This is a genomic window from Flavobacterium sp. (assembly GCF_039595935.1).
Classification (GTDB): domain Bacteria; phylum Bacteroidota; class Bacteroidia; order Flavobacteriales; family Flavobacteriaceae; genus Flavobacterium.
This window is the reverse complement of sequence record NZ_JBCNKR010000006.1, coordinates 968,472-984,641: the sequence shown is the minus strand read 5'-3', so window position 1 is coordinate 984,641 and position 16,170 is coordinate 968,472. Positions and strand designations below refer to the sequence as shown.

The 16,170-nt window shown below is 32.0% G+C and carries 20 protein-coding genes and 1 pseudogene; 17 read left to right on the top strand and 4 right to left on the bottom strand.

Annotated features, from left to right (window positions below; all coding sequences use genetic code 11):
- Positions 1-109: 109 nt before the first annotated feature.
- The 6 genes from ABDW27_RS14145 (at position 110) to ABDW27_RS14120 (ending at position 5,393) form a co-directional block, all read left to right on the top strand.
- The gene (locus ABDW27_RS14145) at positions 110-1,210 is read left to right on the top strand and encodes a diphosphomevalonate decarboxylase (RefSeq protein ID WP_343696494.1); all 1,101 of its coding nucleotides are present in this window, start codon (positions 110-112) and stop codon (positions 1,208-1,210) included.
- 30 nt (positions 1,211-1,240) lie between these two features.
- Complete coding sequence (locus tag ABDW27_RS14140; RefSeq protein ID WP_343696493.1) at positions 1,241-1,459, top strand: hypothetical protein; 219 nt, start codon at positions 1,241-1,243, stop codon at positions 1,457-1,459.
- 73 nt (positions 1,460-1,532) lie between these two features.
- Positions 1,533-2,471, top strand: a complete 939-nt coding sequence (locus ABDW27_RS14135; protein ID WP_343696492.1) for a mevalonate kinase — start codon at positions 1,533-1,535, stop codon at positions 2,469-2,471.
- A 65-nt stretch (positions 2,472-2,536) separates the two neighbouring features.
- On the top strand, positions 2,537-3,127 hold the full coding sequence (locus ABDW27_RS14130; protein ID WP_343696491.1) for a DUF502 domain-containing protein: 591 nt from the start codon (positions 2,537-2,539) through the stop codon (positions 3,125-3,127).
- A 61-nt stretch (positions 3,128-3,188) separates the two neighbouring features.
- Positions 3,189-4,145 (top strand): geranylgeranylglycerol-phosphate geranylgeranyltransferase, encoded by a 957-nt coding sequence (locus ABDW27_RS14125; protein ID WP_343696490.1) that lies wholly within the window; start codon positions 3,189-3,191, stop codon positions 4,143-4,145.
- 339 nt (positions 4,146-4,484) lie between these two features.
- Complete coding sequence (locus ABDW27_RS14120) at positions 4,485-5,393, top strand: pseudouridine synthase (protein WP_343696489.1); 909 nt, start codon at positions 4,485-4,487, stop codon at positions 5,391-5,393.
- 66 nt (positions 5,394-5,459) lie between these two features.
- On the opposite strand, the gene ABDW27_RS14115 is transcribed toward ABDW27_RS14120, so the two are convergent.
- Positions 5,460-6,062, bottom strand: a complete 603-nt coding sequence (locus ABDW27_RS14115) for a DUF937 domain-containing protein (protein ID WP_343696488.1) — start codon at positions 6,060-6,062, stop codon at positions 5,460-5,462.
- Positions 6,063-6,346: 284 nt separating this feature from the next.
- A complete protein-coding gene (locus ABDW27_RS14110; protein WP_343696487.1) occupies positions 6,347-6,847 on the bottom strand; it encodes a DUF456 domain-containing protein in 501 nt (166 codons plus the stop codon).
- A gap of 47 nt (positions 6,848-6,894) precedes the next feature.
- Between ABDW27_RS14110 and ABDW27_RS14105 the strand changes: the two genes are divergently transcribed.
- Together ABDW27_RS14105 and ABDW27_RS14100 are read left to right on the top strand one after the other, a co-directional pair.
- Positions 6,895-7,278 carry a hypothetical protein gene (locus ABDW27_RS14105; protein WP_343696486.1) on the top strand — a complete coding sequence of 128 codons (384 nt, stop codon included), beginning with the start codon at positions 6,895-6,897 and terminating at the stop codon, positions 7,276-7,278.
- A 49-nt stretch (positions 7,279-7,327) separates the two neighbouring features.
- Positions 7,328-7,813 (top strand): hypothetical protein, encoded by a 486-nt coding sequence (locus tag ABDW27_RS14100; protein ID WP_343696485.1) that lies wholly within the window; start codon positions 7,328-7,330, stop codon positions 7,811-7,813.
- 2 nt (positions 7,814-7,815) lie between these two features.
- Here the strand turns inward: ABDW27_RS14100 and ABDW27_RS14095 are convergent, their stop codons facing one another.
- Both ABDW27_RS14095 and ABDW27_RS14090 read right to left on the bottom strand, forming a co-directional pair.
- Entirely contained in the window at positions 7,816-8,919 is a 1,104-nt protein-coding gene (locus ABDW27_RS14095) for a glycosyltransferase (RefSeq protein WP_343696484.1), read from the bottom strand.
- Complete coding sequence (locus ABDW27_RS14090; protein WP_343696483.1) at positions 8,916-9,860, bottom strand: hypothetical protein; 945 nt, start codon at positions 9,858-9,860, stop codon at positions 8,916-8,918. Before ABDW27_RS14090 ends, ABDW27_RS14095 begins: the two co-directional genes overlap by 4 nt.
- A gap of 63 nt (positions 9,861-9,923) precedes the next feature.
- On the opposite strand from ABDW27_RS14090, the gene ABDW27_RS14085 reads away from it, so the two are divergent.
- The 9 genes and pseudogenes from ABDW27_RS14085 (at position 9,924) to ABDW27_RS14045 (ending at position 16,096) form a co-directional block, all read left to right on the top strand.
- Complete coding sequence (locus ABDW27_RS14085) at positions 9,924-10,607, top strand: hypothetical protein (protein ID WP_343696482.1); 684 nt, start codon at positions 9,924-9,926, stop codon at positions 10,605-10,607.
- The gene (gene ruvC, locus ABDW27_RS14080; protein ID WP_343696481.1) at positions 10,607-11,161 is read left to right on the top strand and encodes a crossover junction endodeoxyribonuclease RuvC; all 555 of its coding nucleotides are present in this window, start codon (positions 10,607-10,609) and stop codon (positions 11,159-11,161) included. The genes ABDW27_RS14085 and ruvC overlap by 1 nt, the downstream gene beginning before the upstream one ends.
- Positions 11,162-11,199: 38 nt before the next feature.
- On the top strand, positions 11,200-12,057 hold the full coding sequence (locus tag ABDW27_RS14075) for a hypothetical protein (RefSeq protein WP_343696480.1): 858 nt from the start codon (positions 11,200-11,202) through the stop codon (positions 12,055-12,057).
- Between the two features lie 74 nt (positions 12,058-12,131).
- Positions 12,132-13,286, top strand: a complete 1,155-nt coding sequence (gene hemW, locus ABDW27_RS14070; RefSeq protein ID WP_343696479.1) for a radical SAM family heme chaperone HemW — start codon at positions 12,132-12,134, stop codon at positions 13,284-13,286.
- Positions 13,287-13,373: 87 nt separating this feature from the next.
- Positions 13,374-14,141 carry a cyclase family protein gene (locus ABDW27_RS14065; RefSeq protein ID WP_343696478.1) on the top strand — a complete coding sequence of 256 codons (768 nt, stop codon included), beginning with the start codon at positions 13,374-13,376 and terminating at the stop codon, positions 14,139-14,141.
- A 59-nt stretch (positions 14,142-14,200) separates the two neighbouring features.
- Positions 14,201-14,602, top strand: coding sequence for a GNAT family N-acetyltransferase (locus tag ABDW27_RS14060; protein WP_073413118.1), 402 nt, complete (start codon positions 14,201-14,203; stop codon positions 14,600-14,602).
- The gene (locus ABDW27_RS14055; RefSeq protein ID WP_343696477.1) at positions 14,599-14,949 is read left to right on the top strand and encodes a DUF4260 domain-containing protein; all 351 of its coding nucleotides are present in this window, start codon (positions 14,599-14,601) and stop codon (positions 14,947-14,949) included. Before ABDW27_RS14060 ends, ABDW27_RS14055 begins: the two co-directional genes overlap by 4 nt.
- A gap of 6 nt (positions 14,950-14,955) precedes the next feature.
- Positions 14,956-15,327: an MmcQ/YjbR family DNA-binding protein gene (locus tag ABDW27_RS14050; protein ID WP_343696476.1), complete on the top strand. Its 372-nt coding sequence runs from the start codon at positions 14,956-14,958 to the stop codon at positions 15,325-15,327.
- A gap of 68 nt (positions 15,328-15,395) precedes the next feature.
- A pseudogene (locus ABDW27_RS14045) lies at positions 15,396-16,096 on the top strand (PH domain-containing protein).
- The last annotated feature ends 74 nt before the right edge of the window (positions 16,097-16,170 follow it).

Genomic DNA, 16,170 nt, shown 5'->3' with positions numbered 1-16,170 from the left:
AAAACCATATAAGTATATAAGTTCATTTTAATAAAGTCTACTTATAATTTCTTATATAACTTACATGGTAAAATATTTTAAAAACTATCTTTGCCAAAATTTATATTTCATGTTTACAGCAGCTGATTTTATTCCAAATAAATATACTTCAACAATCGAAAACGGGAACTTTGAGTGGAGTGCTCCAAGCAATATAGCATTAGTAAAATATTGGGGAAAAAAAGACAATCAGATTCCGGCAAATCCTTCGGTAAGTTTTACTCTGAATAATTGTAAAACAATCACAAAACTGGGATTTGAAAAACGAGACACTTCGACTTCGCTCAGCGTGACAAATAGATTTTCTTTTGATTTACTTTTTGAAGGAAAACCAAAAGAAGATTTCAAACCAAAAATTCAGAAGTTTTTAGAAAGAGTTGAAGTTTATCTGCCGTTTTTAAAAGACTATCATTTTACAATTGATACGCAGAATACATTTCCGCACAGTTCCGGAATTGCTTCTTCGGCATCCGGAATGGCAGCTTTGGCAATGAATTTTATGAGTTTGGAGAAATTGTTAAATCCGGAAATGACGGATGAATACTTTTATCAAAAAGCATCATTTTTAGCACGTTTAGGTTCAGGAAGTGCCTGCCGAAGCGTAAAAGGAAATGTTGTTGTTTGGGGAAATCAAGAAAATATTGAAGGAAGTTCTGATTTATTTGGAGTTGAATTTCCGTACGTTATTCATGAAAATTTCAAGAATTATCAAGATACTATTTTATTGGTTGATAAAGGTGAAAAACAAGTTTCGAGTACAGTTGGGCATGATTTAATGCACAATCATCCGTATGCTGAAAGACGTTTTGAACAAGCACACGAAAATCTGGATAAATTAATTGCCATTTTTGAAAGTGGAAATCTGGAAGAATTCATCAAAGTTGTAGAAAGTGAAGCACTTACTTTGCACGCTATGATGATGACATCAATGCCCTATTTCATTTTGATGAAACCTAACACGCTGCAAATCATAAATGCGATCTGGAAATTTAGACGAGAAACTCAGATTCCAGTATGTTTTACGCTTGATGCCGGTGCAAATGTGCATGTGCTTTATCCCGAAAACGTTAGCGAAAAAGTATTACAATTTATTCAGGACGAATTAGTTGTATTTTGTCAGAATCGTCAGTACATTTGCGACAAAATTGGAAACGGATCAATTGCATTATAATTTTGCGTATCTTTAATTAAAATTTTGATTATGGACATTCAATTTGAAAAGCTCGAAGTGATAAAAATACTGGAAGAAACAAATGATCCCTTAATCATTAAAGAAGTCAAAAAATTATTGACTGAAATGAAAAAAGATTGGTGGAATGATTTGACTGATGCACAAAAAGCAGATATAGCTCAAAGTGAATTAGAAATTGAAAGAGGAGAATATATTAGTTATGAAGATATGATGAAAAAATATAGATAATATTTTTAAACATACTTCTACAATCTTTTACCAGACAAGACCCAAATAAAATAAAAAAGACATAAAATAAATCATGAAAGGACCATTATTTTACTCAAAAATATTACTCTTTGGAGAATACGGAATTATCCGCGACTCTAAAGGACTTTCTATTCCTTATAATTTTTATAATGGTGCATTAAAGAAATCTGAAGAACCTTCGGCTGAAGCTATTGCATCAAACAAAAGTTTACAAAGCTTTGCTGCTTATCTTGAAGTTTTACAGACTCAGCAGCCAGAATTGGTTACTTTTGATTTAGAAACTCTAAAAAATGATGTCGAAACCGGAATGTATTTCGATTCTAGTATTCCACAAGGATACGGTGTTGGAAGCAGCGGTGCGCTTGTTGCGGCTATTTATGACAAATATGCTACAAACAAAATCACGGTTTTAGAGAATTTGACACGCGAAAAACTATTACAGTTAAAAAATATATTTTCTCAAATGGAGAGTTTTTTCCACGGAAAAAGTTCTGGTTTAGATCCATTAAACAGCTATTTGAGTATTCCGATTTTAATTAATTCTAAAGATAATATTGAAGCGACCGGAATTCCGACTCAAAGTTTTGACGGAAAAGGCGCTGTATTTTTGTTAGACTCAGGGATTGTTGGTGAAACTGCGCCAATGGTTAACATTTTTATGGAAAACTTAAAGGATAAAGGTTTCCGTACTATGCTTAAAAACCAATTCGTAAAATATACTGACGCTTGTGTAGAAAACTTTTTACATGGCGACATGAAGTCTTTGTTTACCAATACCAAGAAACTTTCTAAAGTTGTTTTAAATAACTTTAAACCAATGATTCCGGAGCAATTTCACGGAATCTGGCAGCACGGCATTGACACAAACGATTATTATTTAAAACTTTGTGGTTCTGGCGGAGGCGGCTATATTCTTGGTTTTACTGAAGATTTAGAACGTGCCAAAGTTTCTTTAAAAGACTATAAACTAGAAGTCGTTTATCAGTTTTAAACCTTAAAAAGCCGAAGTTATTTGAGTAGATTTTCATAAGTATTCATACTAAAAAGTTATTGATTATGAAAAGTATTTTAAAAATAATTAAAGCAACATTTTTAGGAGGGATTCTGTTTTTAGCGCCTTTAGTTGTACTTCTTGTTATTCTCGAAAAAGGATACGGAATAATTCAAAAAATTACTTTACCGCTTGTAAACAATCTGCCCAAAGTACATGTTTTAGGGATTGCGCTTCAGGAACTTATTGGAACTTTAATTCTAATTATTATTTGTTTTGCGGCAGGTTTACTGGCCAGAACTGCCGGAGCAAAAAAACTGATTTATAAATTAGAAAATGGAGTTTTAAGTTTTGTTCCCGGATATTCATTTATGAAAAACATGAATGAAAATATTATGGGATTAGAATCTAACGAAAACTTAAAAGTTATTTTAGTCCCTACTGATGCCGGATTGCAATTTGCTTTTTTAATAGAACAAATAGACGAAAATAAGTTTACTGTTTTTGTTCCGGACGCACCAAATCCGTGGAGCGGCTCAGTTTGCTTCGTCGAGAAGAAAGATATACAAGAAATTGATATCACACAAAAACAAGCTTTGGCCTGCATTCGAAAATTAGGTTACGGCTCTAAAGATTTGTTAAAAAACAAGCTCTAAATTTCAGATTTAAAAAATAACTTTTACCTTCAAATTAAATTTAATCCACAACCAATAATCTATGTTAAGCAGACAGCACAAACTTTTAGTAATGAAAATTGTTAGTTTGTTTTCTGTAGTACGCGGTTATAATATTCCGATTATTGTTCTGGCACAATATTTATCGGCGATTTTTATTCTGGCTCCAGAAAAAAGAGCTTTAGATATCTTACTTGATTTTTATTTGTTTTTAATTGTTTTTGCTTCGGCGATTACAATTGCTTCGGGATATATTATCAATAATTTTTACGACAGTCAGAAAGACTTAATCAATCGTCCAAATAAATCAATGCTCGACAGATTGGTAAGTCAAAAAACAAAACTTACCGTTTATTTCAGTCTGAATTTTTTGGCAGTTTTAATGGCATCAATTGTTTCCTGGCGTGCTTTTTTTTTCTTTTCCGCTTATATTTTCCTGATTTGGTTTTACTCTCATAAAATAAAAAAATATCCAATTGTTGGGAATTTAACAGCGGCTTTTATGGCGGTAATTCCGTTTTTTGCCATTTTATTATATTTCTACAATTCGATTTCTTTTGAAGAAATTGAAAATCACAGAAGTCATTTTGCAGTAATTTCAGCACACGCTATGTTTTTGTTTTTATTGCTTTTGATTCGGGAAATGATAAAAGATTTAGAGAATTTAAAAGGTGATTTGGCTAATGATTATCACACTATTCCGATTACGTATAACGAAAAAGTTTCCAAGCAGATTATTACTGTTTTGACATTATTAACCATTATTCCGGTTTACATTTTGGTAAATATTTACGATGTAGGATATATGGATATTTATTTCTACGTATGTTTTGTTGTTTTGATATTTTTTCTGCTTTATTTGTGGAGATCAAATTCTAAAGAACAATTTTTATTATTGCATAATGTTTTGAAATTTCTGATTGTTTCAGGCGTTTTCTGCATTGTTTTAATTAATCCGAGTATTTTGTGGCACGGAAGGCAATTGATTTCTAATTACTAACTTTTTTATTCCTCAAAGATTCACAAAGTTTCCGCAGAGATTCACAAAATTTTTTCTTGGCTTTGTGTGGCTTTGTGCAAACTTTGTGAATCTTTGCGAAATAAGGCATTCACAATAAAAGAAGCCTAATGTTTGAATCTAGCCCCGATTGCAGTGAAAATCTTTTTATTTTTTTCTTTAAAAAATAAAAAATTGAAACAAAAAGCGGGAAACCATGCGTCAAAAAATGCCAAATGCATTGCTCCTGATTATCTTAAAATAAAATGCTATCAATCTAAGAACATTGAACTTAAGATTTATTAGCAGGAAAAAACTATCTTTGCACAAATTACAGAATTTATGAACAATAAGGAAGGCAATAATAAAAGAGGCGGATCTAGACCAAATAGCTCAAGATCAAACTCTAATAAGCCAAAACCTGCTTTGCCAAAACGTGCGCAGGGACCGAAAAAAGTGAAACCTGAAGTGAAAGCAGCGCAGGATGCCGCGGCTGAAAAATTCAGAAAACAAAATCAACCGGCAAAGAGACAAAAAGCTTCGGATGAGATTCGTTTGAATAAATATATCGCTAATTCCGGGGTTTGTTCTCGTCGTGATGCCGATTTATATATTCAGTCTGGAAACGTTAAAGTAAATGGCGTACCGGTTACTGAAATGGGTTATTTAGTAAAATTAAATGATGTTGTGAATTTTGATGGTGTTCTATTGACTCCTGAAAAGAAAGAATATATTTTACTTAATAAACCTAAAAACTTTACTACTGCTCTTGATGAAGGACAGGAATTTCGTAACGTTCTGGAACTTGTTCGCGGAGCTACAAATTCAAAAATTTCTCCTGTTGGAAGAATGGACAAAAATACAACCGGATTATTGTTGTTTACGAATGACAATGATTTGATTCGTAAGTTTACTTTGCCAAATCAGAAATCTTCTAAAATTTATCAGGTTTCTTTAGATAAAAACTTAAAGTTTGAAGACTTAGAAAAAATCAGCAAAGGTTTGGTTCTTGACGGACACCGCGTTTTTATTGAAGAAATAAGTTATATTGAAAAAGAAGCAAAAAGTGAGGTGGGTCTAAAATTACGCACATCGAATGTAAAGGTGGTTCGTGCTATTTTCGAACACTTTGATTATGATGTTTTAAGAATTGACCGCGTTTCTTTTGCTGGTTTAACTAAGAAGAATCTTCCTAGAGGAAACTGGCGCTTTTTGACAGATCAAGAAGTTATCAATTTGAAAAACTCATAAAAGGACTTTTCAAATTTAATTACTATAGAAATCCTGTTTTACTTTGTAAAATGGGATTTTTTTATTTCAGAAACTAAAAAAGTTATGTCCGAAAAGTGTAAAAATTGATCTTCCGATGTTTTGGTTTTTGTCTTCAACAGATTCGTAACATGAAAATCCTAAGATGATTTTGATTCCTGGCTGAATGCTGTTTAAAATATCTCTTTTTTGTTCTTCTAACAGTAATTTTAAACTGTCTAGTAATTGGATATTATTTTTAAGATAAGAGATAACTAGTAGTGCAGAGAAGTTAAGTATTTCGCGGGCTGTTTCGCTTTTGATTCCGACTTCATTTGAAATCATTTCAGAAATTCTGCCTTTTTTATTGGTGAAAATTTCTTTTAGCAATGCATTTCCTTCCAGACGGTAACAGTCGTCGACTGATAAAATTCGGCCGGAAGTAAAATCGACTTCCTGATAAAAATTTGAATTATCTTCGATTAACGAAACTATTTCTTTGTAGAAGCCTGTTTCTTCGGCCTTGTTATAAAGACCCATTAAAACTGTACCGATCGAAACATCAATTCCTTTGATTAGGAGTGCATCATTTTCAAAATAAAACTTATTTAGTTTTGAAACAACGTTAGAAGAAATAAAACGTCTAAGCTCAATTTGTAGGTTTGGGGTCATACTCATAACTTATTAGATAAATAATTTATACTCATTCAAAATAATCGATAAAGTGGGGCTTTTTATCGTTAATCAGGATAAAAATATAAAATATTTTAACATATCCAAAAAATAAGTTAAGATTTTACACTTAAAATTTTGAGCACTTTAAAGCCAAAAACTCTAAATACCAGTAAATATAACCCTTTCGAAATCAAAGTAAAGTGAAATATTTTTCTTAAAAAGTTCAAATTTTTCTTAAAAAAAAGAAAAAATAAGAAAAAAGCTAAATATTTATTACATAATTAAAACAATATGTTTCGATATTCCCATGTTGTGTGAATGAAAATTCCGAAATAAATGATGCAGAACATAAAGTTTATAAAACTAGATGCAAGGAAGCCTAAGAGGGATCCGGTCGCGGCTTTTAAAGCTCTTTTGTGATTGGTAGAATCGTAAATCATTTCGCCAATAAGTGCTCCCACAAACGGGCCTATGATAACTCCAAACGGTATGGGTGCCAAAATTCCAACCACAAGACCTATGTTGGTTCCCCAAACTCCGTATGAGCTTCCGCCAAATTTCTTGGTTCCTTTTGCCGGAATTATGTAGTCTAAAACCGTGATTATTATAGTCAGTAAAAGAGTAATTCCTAAAACCCAGTAATTATTGTCGACTGCTTTTGTTAGATATAATAGCAGCAAACCTACCCAACAGCTTGAAAGTCCAGGTAAAACTGGCAGAAAACTCCCAAATATACCCACAATCATACATATAAAACCTAATGTCAGTAATAGTAAATCCATATTTTTTTGTAATTTTGTACTTACAAATTTGTTTTTATATTTAAAAAATGCGCCGTTTATTGTCATTATCTCTACTTCTTTTTTTGGTCTTTTCGATCAGTGATTCGGCATTTGCACAAAGTAAAAAAATCCCAATCGACGATCAGCTTTTACAAGACAGTATTTATAAAAGTAATAAGAAAAAGATCATGAATTTTTCCATGAAAGAATTCGATTCTTTATTTTTCGAGTTTTTTAGCCGAAAAAACGATCCTGAAATTCTTTTAAGCAAAACCGACTTTTACAATTATACGGTACAAATTGCTGCATTTTCAGATCGGCTTGAAAAATTGTATCCTGACCAAAAGGAAGTTGCAAAACAAAATAAAGAACATTGGCTTTCTGAAAGTTATGAAGATTATTTAGAATACAAAGAATCTCAAAAAAAATAATTGTATTTTTATACTTTAAATCTATATTATTCAATTCAACATCAAAGCCTTGAAGTATTTTTTCATTTTTCTGATTAGTATCTTTTTTAACTCTTGTCAATATTTTGAGAAGAAAGTTCCGTCTGAAAAAGAGTTACTTCAAAAAGAATTAAAATCGATTAACTGGAAAGAAGTTGATGAATATCCTACAGTTGCCGACTGCGAAACTATAAACGATAAACAACAGCGCCAAAAATGTTTTTTTGATGTTATGTCGCAGCTTATACAACAAAAATTAGATGTAGATAGTTTATCTATTTTGTACCCTGATTTAGACACTATTAAGGTTAAGGTAACTATTTTCCCTAATTCAAAAATGAAGTTTGAGCCGGAGTTTAAAAAGGATTCTGTTAAATACAACACTACAAGAATAGATAGTATTCTTCATGCAAGATTAGTTGATTTTCCTAAAGTAAATCCTGCTATCAAACGCGGACTTCCGGTAAAAACTCAGTTTATTCTGCCTGTAATTATTAAGGCCAAAAACGAGAAATAGTTTTATTTTTCAAATCGTCTTCCCTTCCATTCATAAGAGCCAAATAAACTGTATAAAGCTACTGCTGAACTAAAAAACGGGTAAAGTAAACTACTCAATAAAAGGCTTTTAATTTTAGTCTCTGTTAAAAATTGATTTGTTACTGAAAGTAAAATAAAGTCGATTACAAACTTAAAGAAGGCAAATAAAACCAAAATGGGATAACCCAAAAATCCGAAAAGGAACAAGAAAAAACAAATAACTAAAGTTAGATTTCCTAAGAAAACAATTATCCCCAGAAACTTTCCAAAATTACTTTTGTAGGAACTTGTTTTAGCCGCCCAGCGTACTCTTTGATAGAAAAGAGCTCTCCAGTTTTCGGTTGGTTTTGTAATAACGATGGTGTTTTTCGATTTTAGATAATGAACTTCGTCCGGGAATTTTTCAATTGCTTTTTGCAGTAAAAAAACATCGTCACCACTTGCTATTTTGTCATTTCCCTCAAAACCATTTAAGCTTTCAAACAATGATTTTTTGTAGGCAAAATTGGCTCCGTTGCACATGAAACCTTTGTTGAGACCAAAACTTCCAATTGTTGCGCCTTGCAGGCTGGTTAAATCTAACTGCTGAAAATGATCTAAAAATGAATTCTTACATTCATACGAAACTGCCCCGGCAAGCATCGAAACTTTATTTTCCTGAATGTAATTATCAAACGCTAAAAGCCAGTTTTGAGGAACAATACAATCAGCATCTGTTGTAATTACCCAATTGGTTTTTACATGATTCATTGCTGTAGTTATCGCATCTTTTTTTGGTGAATTTGAAAGACGAATATTATCTATAATTGATAATTGATAATTAACAATTGATGATTGAAATTTTTCATTTGAAGAATCATCAACCAAAATTACTTCAAATAAATCTGTTGGATAATTAAGTCCGGAAATACTATTTAAAAGATTCGGCAGGTTTTCTTCTTCATTTCGAAAAGGAACAATTATGGTAAAACTCGTTTGCGGCTGTAAATCTGTTTTATGAAATTTTTTGATTTTGAAAAACCCATAAATAAGCAAACTAATACTAATTACATAAAAGGTCAATATGCCGAATAATGCAAAAATCATTCTGCAATTTTGGTTTTAAAATTCAGTACAAAATAACCTCCTAAAACTACTGGCAATACTACGTTTAAAAACCACATTAAGGTGCTTATAAATACGACTATCCATTCGTTTACGCCCAGAATACAAAAAAAATACATGGCAACACTTCCTTTTACGGCAAAATCTAAAAATTGAAATGTTGGCAGCGATGAAGCCAGAAAATAAACTGATGTTATAGTCGCAATCAAAATAGAATAAGGCAGTTCGACATCAAAAGCCAGAAACAAAAAGTAATATTGATGCGAGAAAACCAAATAACGCAAAATGCCTAAAATAATATTTTTGTGATGAATCGTTTTTGGAATTTCATTGATTTTATGAATCAGTTTTTCAATTGAATATCCTTTGATTTTGATTTTTTTAAGTGAAAATAAAATTACCAAAAGCAGTACAAATCCTCCAAATAAAATCGCTACCGTTTTAGTTGTAATTACATTATAACTTGCATTAAAATACATTAATCCGAATATTCCAAAAATGATCGTTAAAATCATCTGAATTCCGTTGCAGATAAGGTTCAGAAAAACTACTTTTTTGGCTTCTGATTTTGGATAATACAACGCTTTTCCTGCATACTCTCCTACTCCATTTGGCGTAAAAATCCCTGCTGTTAAAGCTGCTAAAACCTGTTTTGTGGCTTCATAAAGAGATATTTTATCAATTACCTGTGCCAGATTCTGCCATTTTAGAATCTCAAAATAACGATTCAAAACACTCAAAAGCAAGATAAACGAAATCCCTAAAACGGATTGATTTTTACGAAATAATACAATGAATTTCTGCCAGTCTAACTTATCGTTATTAGCGAGCTGATTGTAAATAAAATAAAATGCGCCGCCAACGATCAAAAGTTTAGCCAGAAGAACAAGGAATTGCTTAGCTTTGTGAGGAATTGAAATCATGCCGCAAAAGTAAACCAATTTGAGAATGTGGCAATTTGAAAATGAGAAAATGAATAATGAAATATGGAACACGAAAAAGATTTTGAAACTTTCAAAAAAGAAGTAATTTGGTTTTTAAAGCCAAATTCAAATATCAAATTTATTAAACAAGATTTTAGAATCAGCAAAGAATTCAGTAGCACATTCCCGAAATTAAGTTTATTGATAGAAAAAGCCAGAGTTTCAAATATCAAAATCGATAATCAAGATTATATTTTATTTGCTTGGAACGACCTAGAAGACAATATCTGTGGTTGGTTAAACAAAATAGAAAATGAAGAAAATAAAACTTTGCAGTTAATCCATGAACATCAATTATTATTAAAAAATATTGGTGGTATTCAAGAGTCTTTTAACTGTCCTGAAAATTCTTTTTGTAATAACCAGAATTTCATGTTTATAAATTCAGAATGTTTTAATGGAATTGGTGAATATGAAGATTATTATATCTCTGCTTGTGAAGAAGAAAGTTTTGAAAGAATAGATTCTTCTGACTTTTTATCCTTTGCATATGAAGCAAACGGAGCATTGACAATGTACAATCCTCATAATAAAGAAATTTTCCTGTTCTCTCATGATCATAGTTTCGATAATGTAAACTTTATTAAAAACCAACCAGAATACACATTTCATTCTTTTAAAAATGTTACGACATACGTTGATTATGTAGAAGAATTGGCTAATCAATGGATAGAACACATAAAATAATGACAAAAGAACGCATCATATTAGGTATTGACCCCGGAACTACAATCATGGGTTTTGGATTAATTAGGGTCATCAATAAAAAAATGGAATTTCTGCAATTGAATGAATTGCAGCTTTCTAAATATGATAATCATTATCAAAAACTGAGAATCATTTTTGAAAGAACTATTGAATTAATCGAAACACATTGTCCGGACGAAATTGCGATTGAAGCGCCTTTCTTTGGCAAAAACGTACAATCGATGCTGAAATTAGGTCGTGCGCAAGGTGTCGCTATGGCTGCGGGACTTTCAAGAGGTATTCCGATTACAGAATACGAACCTAAAAAAATAAAAATGGCTATTACCGGAAACGGAAATGCAAGCAAAGAACAAGTTGCTAAAATGCTTCAGCAGCTTTTAGGTTTAAAAGAATTACCTAAAAATCTCGATTCAACAGACGGTCTAGCGGCTGCTGTATGCCACCATTTTAATTCCGGAAAAGTCGTCGCCGGAAAAAGTTATTCTGGCTGGGATGCTTTTGTAAAACAAAACGAGGATAAGATTCGAAAATAATTATATTTGTTATAATTAATCCAAAATCAAATTTCCCAATGACAAAATTTAAAATTATTGCGTTTGTTTTATTTACAGCGCTTATTGCCTCATGTTCTTCTATTGACAGCAGTGAAGACGATTCATCATCAGAAACTTACTTCAACTTTACTTATGACGGTAAAACACAAAAAGTAAAAACATGGGAAGCCCAAAAACAAGGTGATTTCATAGAAGTTATGGGAACATCTGAAGAAGGAATCGCTATTGATTTTAAATTTAATGTTTATGGAAACCTGTATCAGGCTCTTACTAATCCCGTAACAAATAGTAATATTCCGTGGATGGAGGCTTCGGAAAATTTTACTGCAAATACTTTTACGTTTACTTTAGAGAACATAAATACCACAGACAAAACAGTTCAGGTAAAATTTACAGGAAAAGTGTTTGAAGACGGTTACGATTACGAATCAGATTTTGTTAACGTAAGCGGTTCTTTTAAAGTTTCTTATAAAGAAATTACTCCGCAAATTGAAGGTCTTGGTACTTCTGCTAAAATTGATGGAAAAGACTGGCATGGTTTATCATTTGACGGTACAATCGAAAATCAGGAAACAAGGATTATTTATGCAGAAAATGACAGCGAATACACAATAGGTATTGCTTTTCCTGATTATGAGGCAAAAACGGGTACTTACAATTTTACAAGCAACAACAATGCTTATAGAATTACTTTTCAAAAATACGATACAGCAACTCACCAAAACATTAATTATAATGTATCGGGTACTGTTACATTCACAACCCTGAATGATATTTTAGCCGCTGGAACATTTAGCTTAACAGCTACGAATCCGGAGACGAATGCAAAAATTACTATTTCGAATGGTACTTTTAAAGAAAGCGCATCATTCTAATAAAAAAAAATATAATTTATCACTAATTACTATTGAATATTGAAGAGCAAGATTTAACTTGCTCTTTTTTTATTATGTCAGGTATCTACATTCATATTCCTTTTTGCAAACAGGCTTGCCATTACTGCGACTTTCATTTTTCGACTTCAATGAAAAAGAAAGACGAAATGGTTTTGGCTTTAGCCAAAGAAATTGGCATGCGAAAAAATGAGCTTCTCGACTCCGCTCGAAGTGACAATGAGATTGTAGAAACTATATATTTTGGCGGAGGAACTCCTTCGGTTTTGACCAATGACGAAATCAACTTTTTAATTTCTGAAGTTTATAAAAATTATATCGTTGCAGAAAATCCCGAAATTACGCTTGAAGCCAATCCAGATGATTTATCTGCTGAGCGAATTTTCGAATTATCTAAAAGTCCGATAAACAGATTAAGCATCGGAATTCAGTCTTTTTATGAAGAAGATTTGAAGATGATGAATCGCGCTCATAATTCGGCGGAAGCCAAAAAATGTCTGGAAGAAGCAACTAAATATTTTGATAATATTTCGCTGGATTTAATTTACGGAATTCCGGGAATGAGCGACGAAATGTGGAGAAATAATGTCCAAACGGCTTTAGATTTTGGCGTTCCGCATATTTCGAGTTATGCTTTGACGGTTGAGCCAAAAACAGCTTTGAGCAAATTAATTCAAACCGGAAAAATTGCTGAACCTCAGGATGAAGTGGCTTCCAATCATTTTATGATTTTAGTTGAAATGCTTCAAAAAAATGGTTTCATTCATTACGAACTATCCAATTTTGGAAAAGAAAATTATTTCTCCAAAAACAATTCGGCTTATTGGTTAGGAAAAAAATATATCGGGATCGGTCCTTCTGCTCATAGTTATGATGGTGAAAAAAGAGGCTGGAATATTGCGAATAATTCTCTGTATTTAAAAGCGATTCAAAACGACGAACTTCCAATTGAAACTGAGATTTTAACCATTTCAGACCGTTATAACGAATATATTATGACGGGATTAAGAACCATTTGGGGCGTTTCTTTAGAAAGAATTGAAAACGAATTTGGATCGGAATATTTGAATTATCTATTAGAGCAATCTCAAAAATTCTTAAACGATGATTTGCTTTCGATTGAAAATAATATCCTGAAACCAACTCCAAAAGGAAAATTTTTAACGGATGGAATTGCAAGTGATCTGTTTTATTTAAATTTGGAAGAATAAAAATTAGACGCTGATTAAACGGATGCAGGCAACGCTGATAAATCCGTAGAAATCTGCGTTAGAATATCCATAAAATCCATGTCCCAAATGATTGCAATTCTTGACAATAAATACCAAATCGACTTATCAAAACCCATTGATATTTCTATTCCTTTAACAAATACAGACGAAAACCCAATTGCCTGGTACATCGAAAAACCAGTTATTGAACCCGTAGTTTTTGGAGATTGGATTGGAAAAGTTTCGGAAGGAAAATCATCAACAAATTTCAATAATATTTTCTTCAATCCGCATGGGCATGGAACGCACACGGAATGTTTGGGACATATTACGAATGATTTTTACAGTATTAATCAATCGCTAAAACAGTTTTTCTTTACAGCAAAATTGATTACGGTTGAGCCTGAAAAAATTGGAGACGATTTTGTGATTACGAAAGAAAGCATTTCGACTTCGCTCAATGTGACAAACGAGGCTTTAATAATTCGAACAATTCCTAATTCAAAAGATAAAAGATCAAGAAAATATTCGAATACAAATCCGCCTTATTTGTCTGAAGACGCTGCAATTTTCATCCGCGAAAGCGAAATTCAGCATTTACTGATTGATTTGCCAAGTGTGGACAAAGAACATGATGAAGGAAAATTATTGGCTCATAAAGCGTTTTGGAACGTAAAAGACACTCATAATCTAAATTCTGACGCAAGATTAAATGCCACAATTACCGAAATGATTTATGTTCGTGAAGACATTGAAGACGGAAATTATATTCTAAATCTCCAAATCGCTTCATTCGAAAACGATGCAAGTCCATCAAAACCGATATTATATAAAATTTTAGATTTTAGAATGTAGATTTTAGATTACTCTACTACAAAAAATCTAAAATCTGAACTCTAAAATCTAAAATTAAAATGATTACCGTCTCTACAGATAAAACAAAACTCGACGTTCCGTTTATACAGAACTTTTTAAAAGACATTTATTGGGCAGCCGGACGAACTATCGACGAAGTTCAGCGCACAATTGATGCTTCGGTTTGTTTTGGAATTTATTTGGATGACAAACAAATTGGTTTTGCACGCGTCATAACTGATTATGTCGTTTTTGCTTATTTAATGGATGTTTTTATTGATGAAAAACACCGTGGAAAAGGCTATTCATCCATTTTAATCGAAACAATGATGAATGATCCTCAATTGCAAGAAGTAAAAATATGGCGACTGGCAACAACAGATGCTCACTTTTTATACGAAAAATTCGGATTTACAAAACTGAATCATCCTGAAAAGATGATGGAAAAAATAATCAAATGAAAACTGTCTTAAAACTCGAAGAAACAGCTTTATTTCTTCTCGGAATATTTCTTTTTAACCGCTTAAATTTTGAATGGTGGTGCTTTTTGGTTTTAATTCTGGCTCCGGATTTATCCATGATTGGATATACTTTCGGAAATAAAGCGGGTGCTTTTCTCTACAATGTCTTTCATCATAAAGGAATTGCGCTTTTAATTTATGGTTTAGGATGTTATTTAAGTATTGAAAGTGTTCAATTAGCCGGAATTATTTTATTTTCACATTCAGCAATGGACCGTATTTTTGGTTACGGTCTTAAATATGAAAAAGGCTTTAAATACACGCATTTAGGTGAAATCGGAAAATAAACTGTTATGAATTTAGAAACGTTTTACGAATATTGTCTATCGAAAAAAGGGGTCAGCGAACATTTTCCTTTTGATGAAGATACTCTGGTTTTTAAAGTTGGCGAAAAAATGTTTGCTTTATCTTCTCTTTCGCAATGGGAAAAAAACGAACAATCTGTCAATTTAAAATGTGATCCCGACCGCGCACAGGAGCTCAGAGCAGAATATGATGAAATTGAACCTGGATATCATATGAGTAAAGTGCACTGGAATACGGTGGCTTTGAATGGAAATTTACCTGTAAAATTTGTCAAAGAATTGATAGATCATTCGTATGAATTGGTTTTCAAAAGTTTGACAAAGAAAATTCAAAATGAAATTACTCAATTAGAAAATTAGGCATTACATTTGTAGCGTCAGTAAAAAACTCAGCGACTTAGCAGCTTAGTAACTTAGAACTTAAAAAAATGAAAGAACAATTTAAAAAATTTCTGAACGAAGAACAAGATCCAAAAGCGATTGAAAAAATCACTTCGAAACTTAACGATTTATTGATGAAAGGCGAAGAAGTTGGATACATCGCTGTGCAAAAAAACCTGCAATTACTGTTTTTCCAGATAGTATTGTATTGACAAACAAGCGTATCATTATCTGTAAACCTAAAAATTTAGGTCTTTCTATGGATTTTACAGATTACACCTGGGATGATATTGCAAGTACTTTTGTAAAAGAAAACATTTTAGGTTCTGAATTTTCATTTGGTACTAAAACAGATTTAGCAATTTCAATTGACTATATTCCGAAAATTCAGGCTAGAAAAATTTATACTTACGCTAAAGAACAATTGGATTTATTAAAAAATCCGGTTACTTCTGCAGCTCCGGTTCAGGAAACTGCTGAACCAGTTTTTGAAGAAGAAGCTGAAGAAATTGAAGAAGTAGAAACGGAAGAAGTAACAAGTTTTGCTGAAATTTTACCAGCTGCGCCGGTTGTTACTGAAACTTACGAACCGCTTCCGACTCATCCAGCTGGAGAACGTAAATTAAGTGATTTATCTAAAGAAGAACTTTTTGATAAATTACAGAACTACAAAAAACTTCTTGATAATGGTTTAATTATGCAGGGAGAATATGATGCTTATAAAAAAGAAATTTTAAGCTATATGTAAAATGTGATTTGTGAGAGGTGAAATGTATCTTATCTCTCTTAAAAATAAAAAAGGCTTAAGTTCAAATAAACTTA

Excerpts from the sequence above, each read along its gene's own strand:
- ABDW27_RS14145 (WP_343696494.1), top strand. The coding sequence starts at position 110 with ATGTTTACAGCAGCTGATTTTATTCCAAATAAATATACTTCAACAATC.
- ABDW27_RS14140 (WP_343696493.1), top strand. The coding sequence starts at position 1,241 with ATGGACATTCAATTTGAAAAGCTCGAAGTGATAAAAATACTGGAAGAA.
- ABDW27_RS14135 (WP_343696492.1), top strand. The coding sequence starts at position 1,533 with ATGAAAGGACCATTATTTTACTCAAAAATATTACTCTTTGGAGAATAC.
- ABDW27_RS14130 (WP_343696491.1), top strand. The coding sequence starts at position 2,537 with ATGAAAAGTATTTTAAAAATAATTAAAGCAACATTTTTAGGAGGGATT.
- ABDW27_RS14125 (WP_343696490.1), top strand. The coding sequence starts at position 3,189 with ATGTTAAGCAGACAGCACAAACTTTTAGTAATGAAAATTGTTAGTTTG.
- ABDW27_RS14120 (WP_343696489.1), top strand. The coding sequence starts at position 4,485 with ATGAACAATAAGGAAGGCAATAATAAAAGAGGCGGATCTAGACCAAAT.
- ABDW27_RS14115 (WP_343696488.1), bottom strand. The coding sequence starts at position 6,062 with ATGACCCCAAACCTACAAATTGAGCTTAGACGTTTTATTTCTTCTAAC.
- ABDW27_RS14110 (WP_343696487.1), bottom strand. The coding sequence starts at position 6,847 with ATGGATTTACTATTACTGACATTAGGTTTTATATGTATGATTGTGGGT.
- ABDW27_RS14105 (WP_343696486.1), top strand. The coding sequence starts at position 6,895 with ATGCGCCGTTTATTGTCATTATCTCTACTTCTTTTTTTGGTCTTTTCG.
- ABDW27_RS14095 (WP_343696484.1), bottom strand. The coding sequence starts at position 8,919 with ATGATTTTTGCATTATTCGGCATATTGACCTTTTATGTAATTAGTATT.
- ABDW27_RS14090 (WP_343696483.1), bottom strand. The coding sequence starts at position 9,860 with ATGATTTCAATTCCTCACAAAGCTAAGCAATTCCTTGTTCTTCTGGCT.
- ABDW27_RS14085 (WP_343696482.1), top strand. The coding sequence starts at position 9,924 with ATGGAACACGAAAAAGATTTTGAAACTTTCAAAAAAGAAGTAATTTGG.
- ruvC (WP_343696481.1), top strand. The coding sequence starts at position 10,607 with ATGACAAAAGAACGCATCATATTAGGTATTGACCCCGGAACTACAATC.
- ABDW27_RS14075 (WP_343696480.1), top strand. The coding sequence starts at position 11,200 with ATGACAAAATTTAAAATTATTGCGTTTGTTTTATTTACAGCGCTTATT.
- hemW (WP_343696479.1), top strand. The coding sequence starts at position 12,132 with ATGTCAGGTATCTACATTCATATTCCTTTTTGCAAACAGGCTTGCCAT.
- ABDW27_RS14065 (WP_343696478.1), top strand. The coding sequence starts at position 13,374 with ATGATTGCAATTCTTGACAATAAATACCAAATCGACTTATCAAAACCC.
- ABDW27_RS14060 (WP_073413118.1), top strand. The coding sequence starts at position 14,201 with ATGATTACCGTCTCTACAGATAAAACAAAACTCGACGTTCCGTTTATA.
- ABDW27_RS14055 (WP_343696477.1), top strand. The coding sequence starts at position 14,599 with ATGAAAACTGTCTTAAAACTCGAAGAAACAGCTTTATTTCTTCTCGGA.
- ABDW27_RS14050 (WP_343696476.1), top strand. The coding sequence starts at position 14,956 with ATGAATTTAGAAACGTTTTACGAATATTGTCTATCGAAAAAAGGGGTC.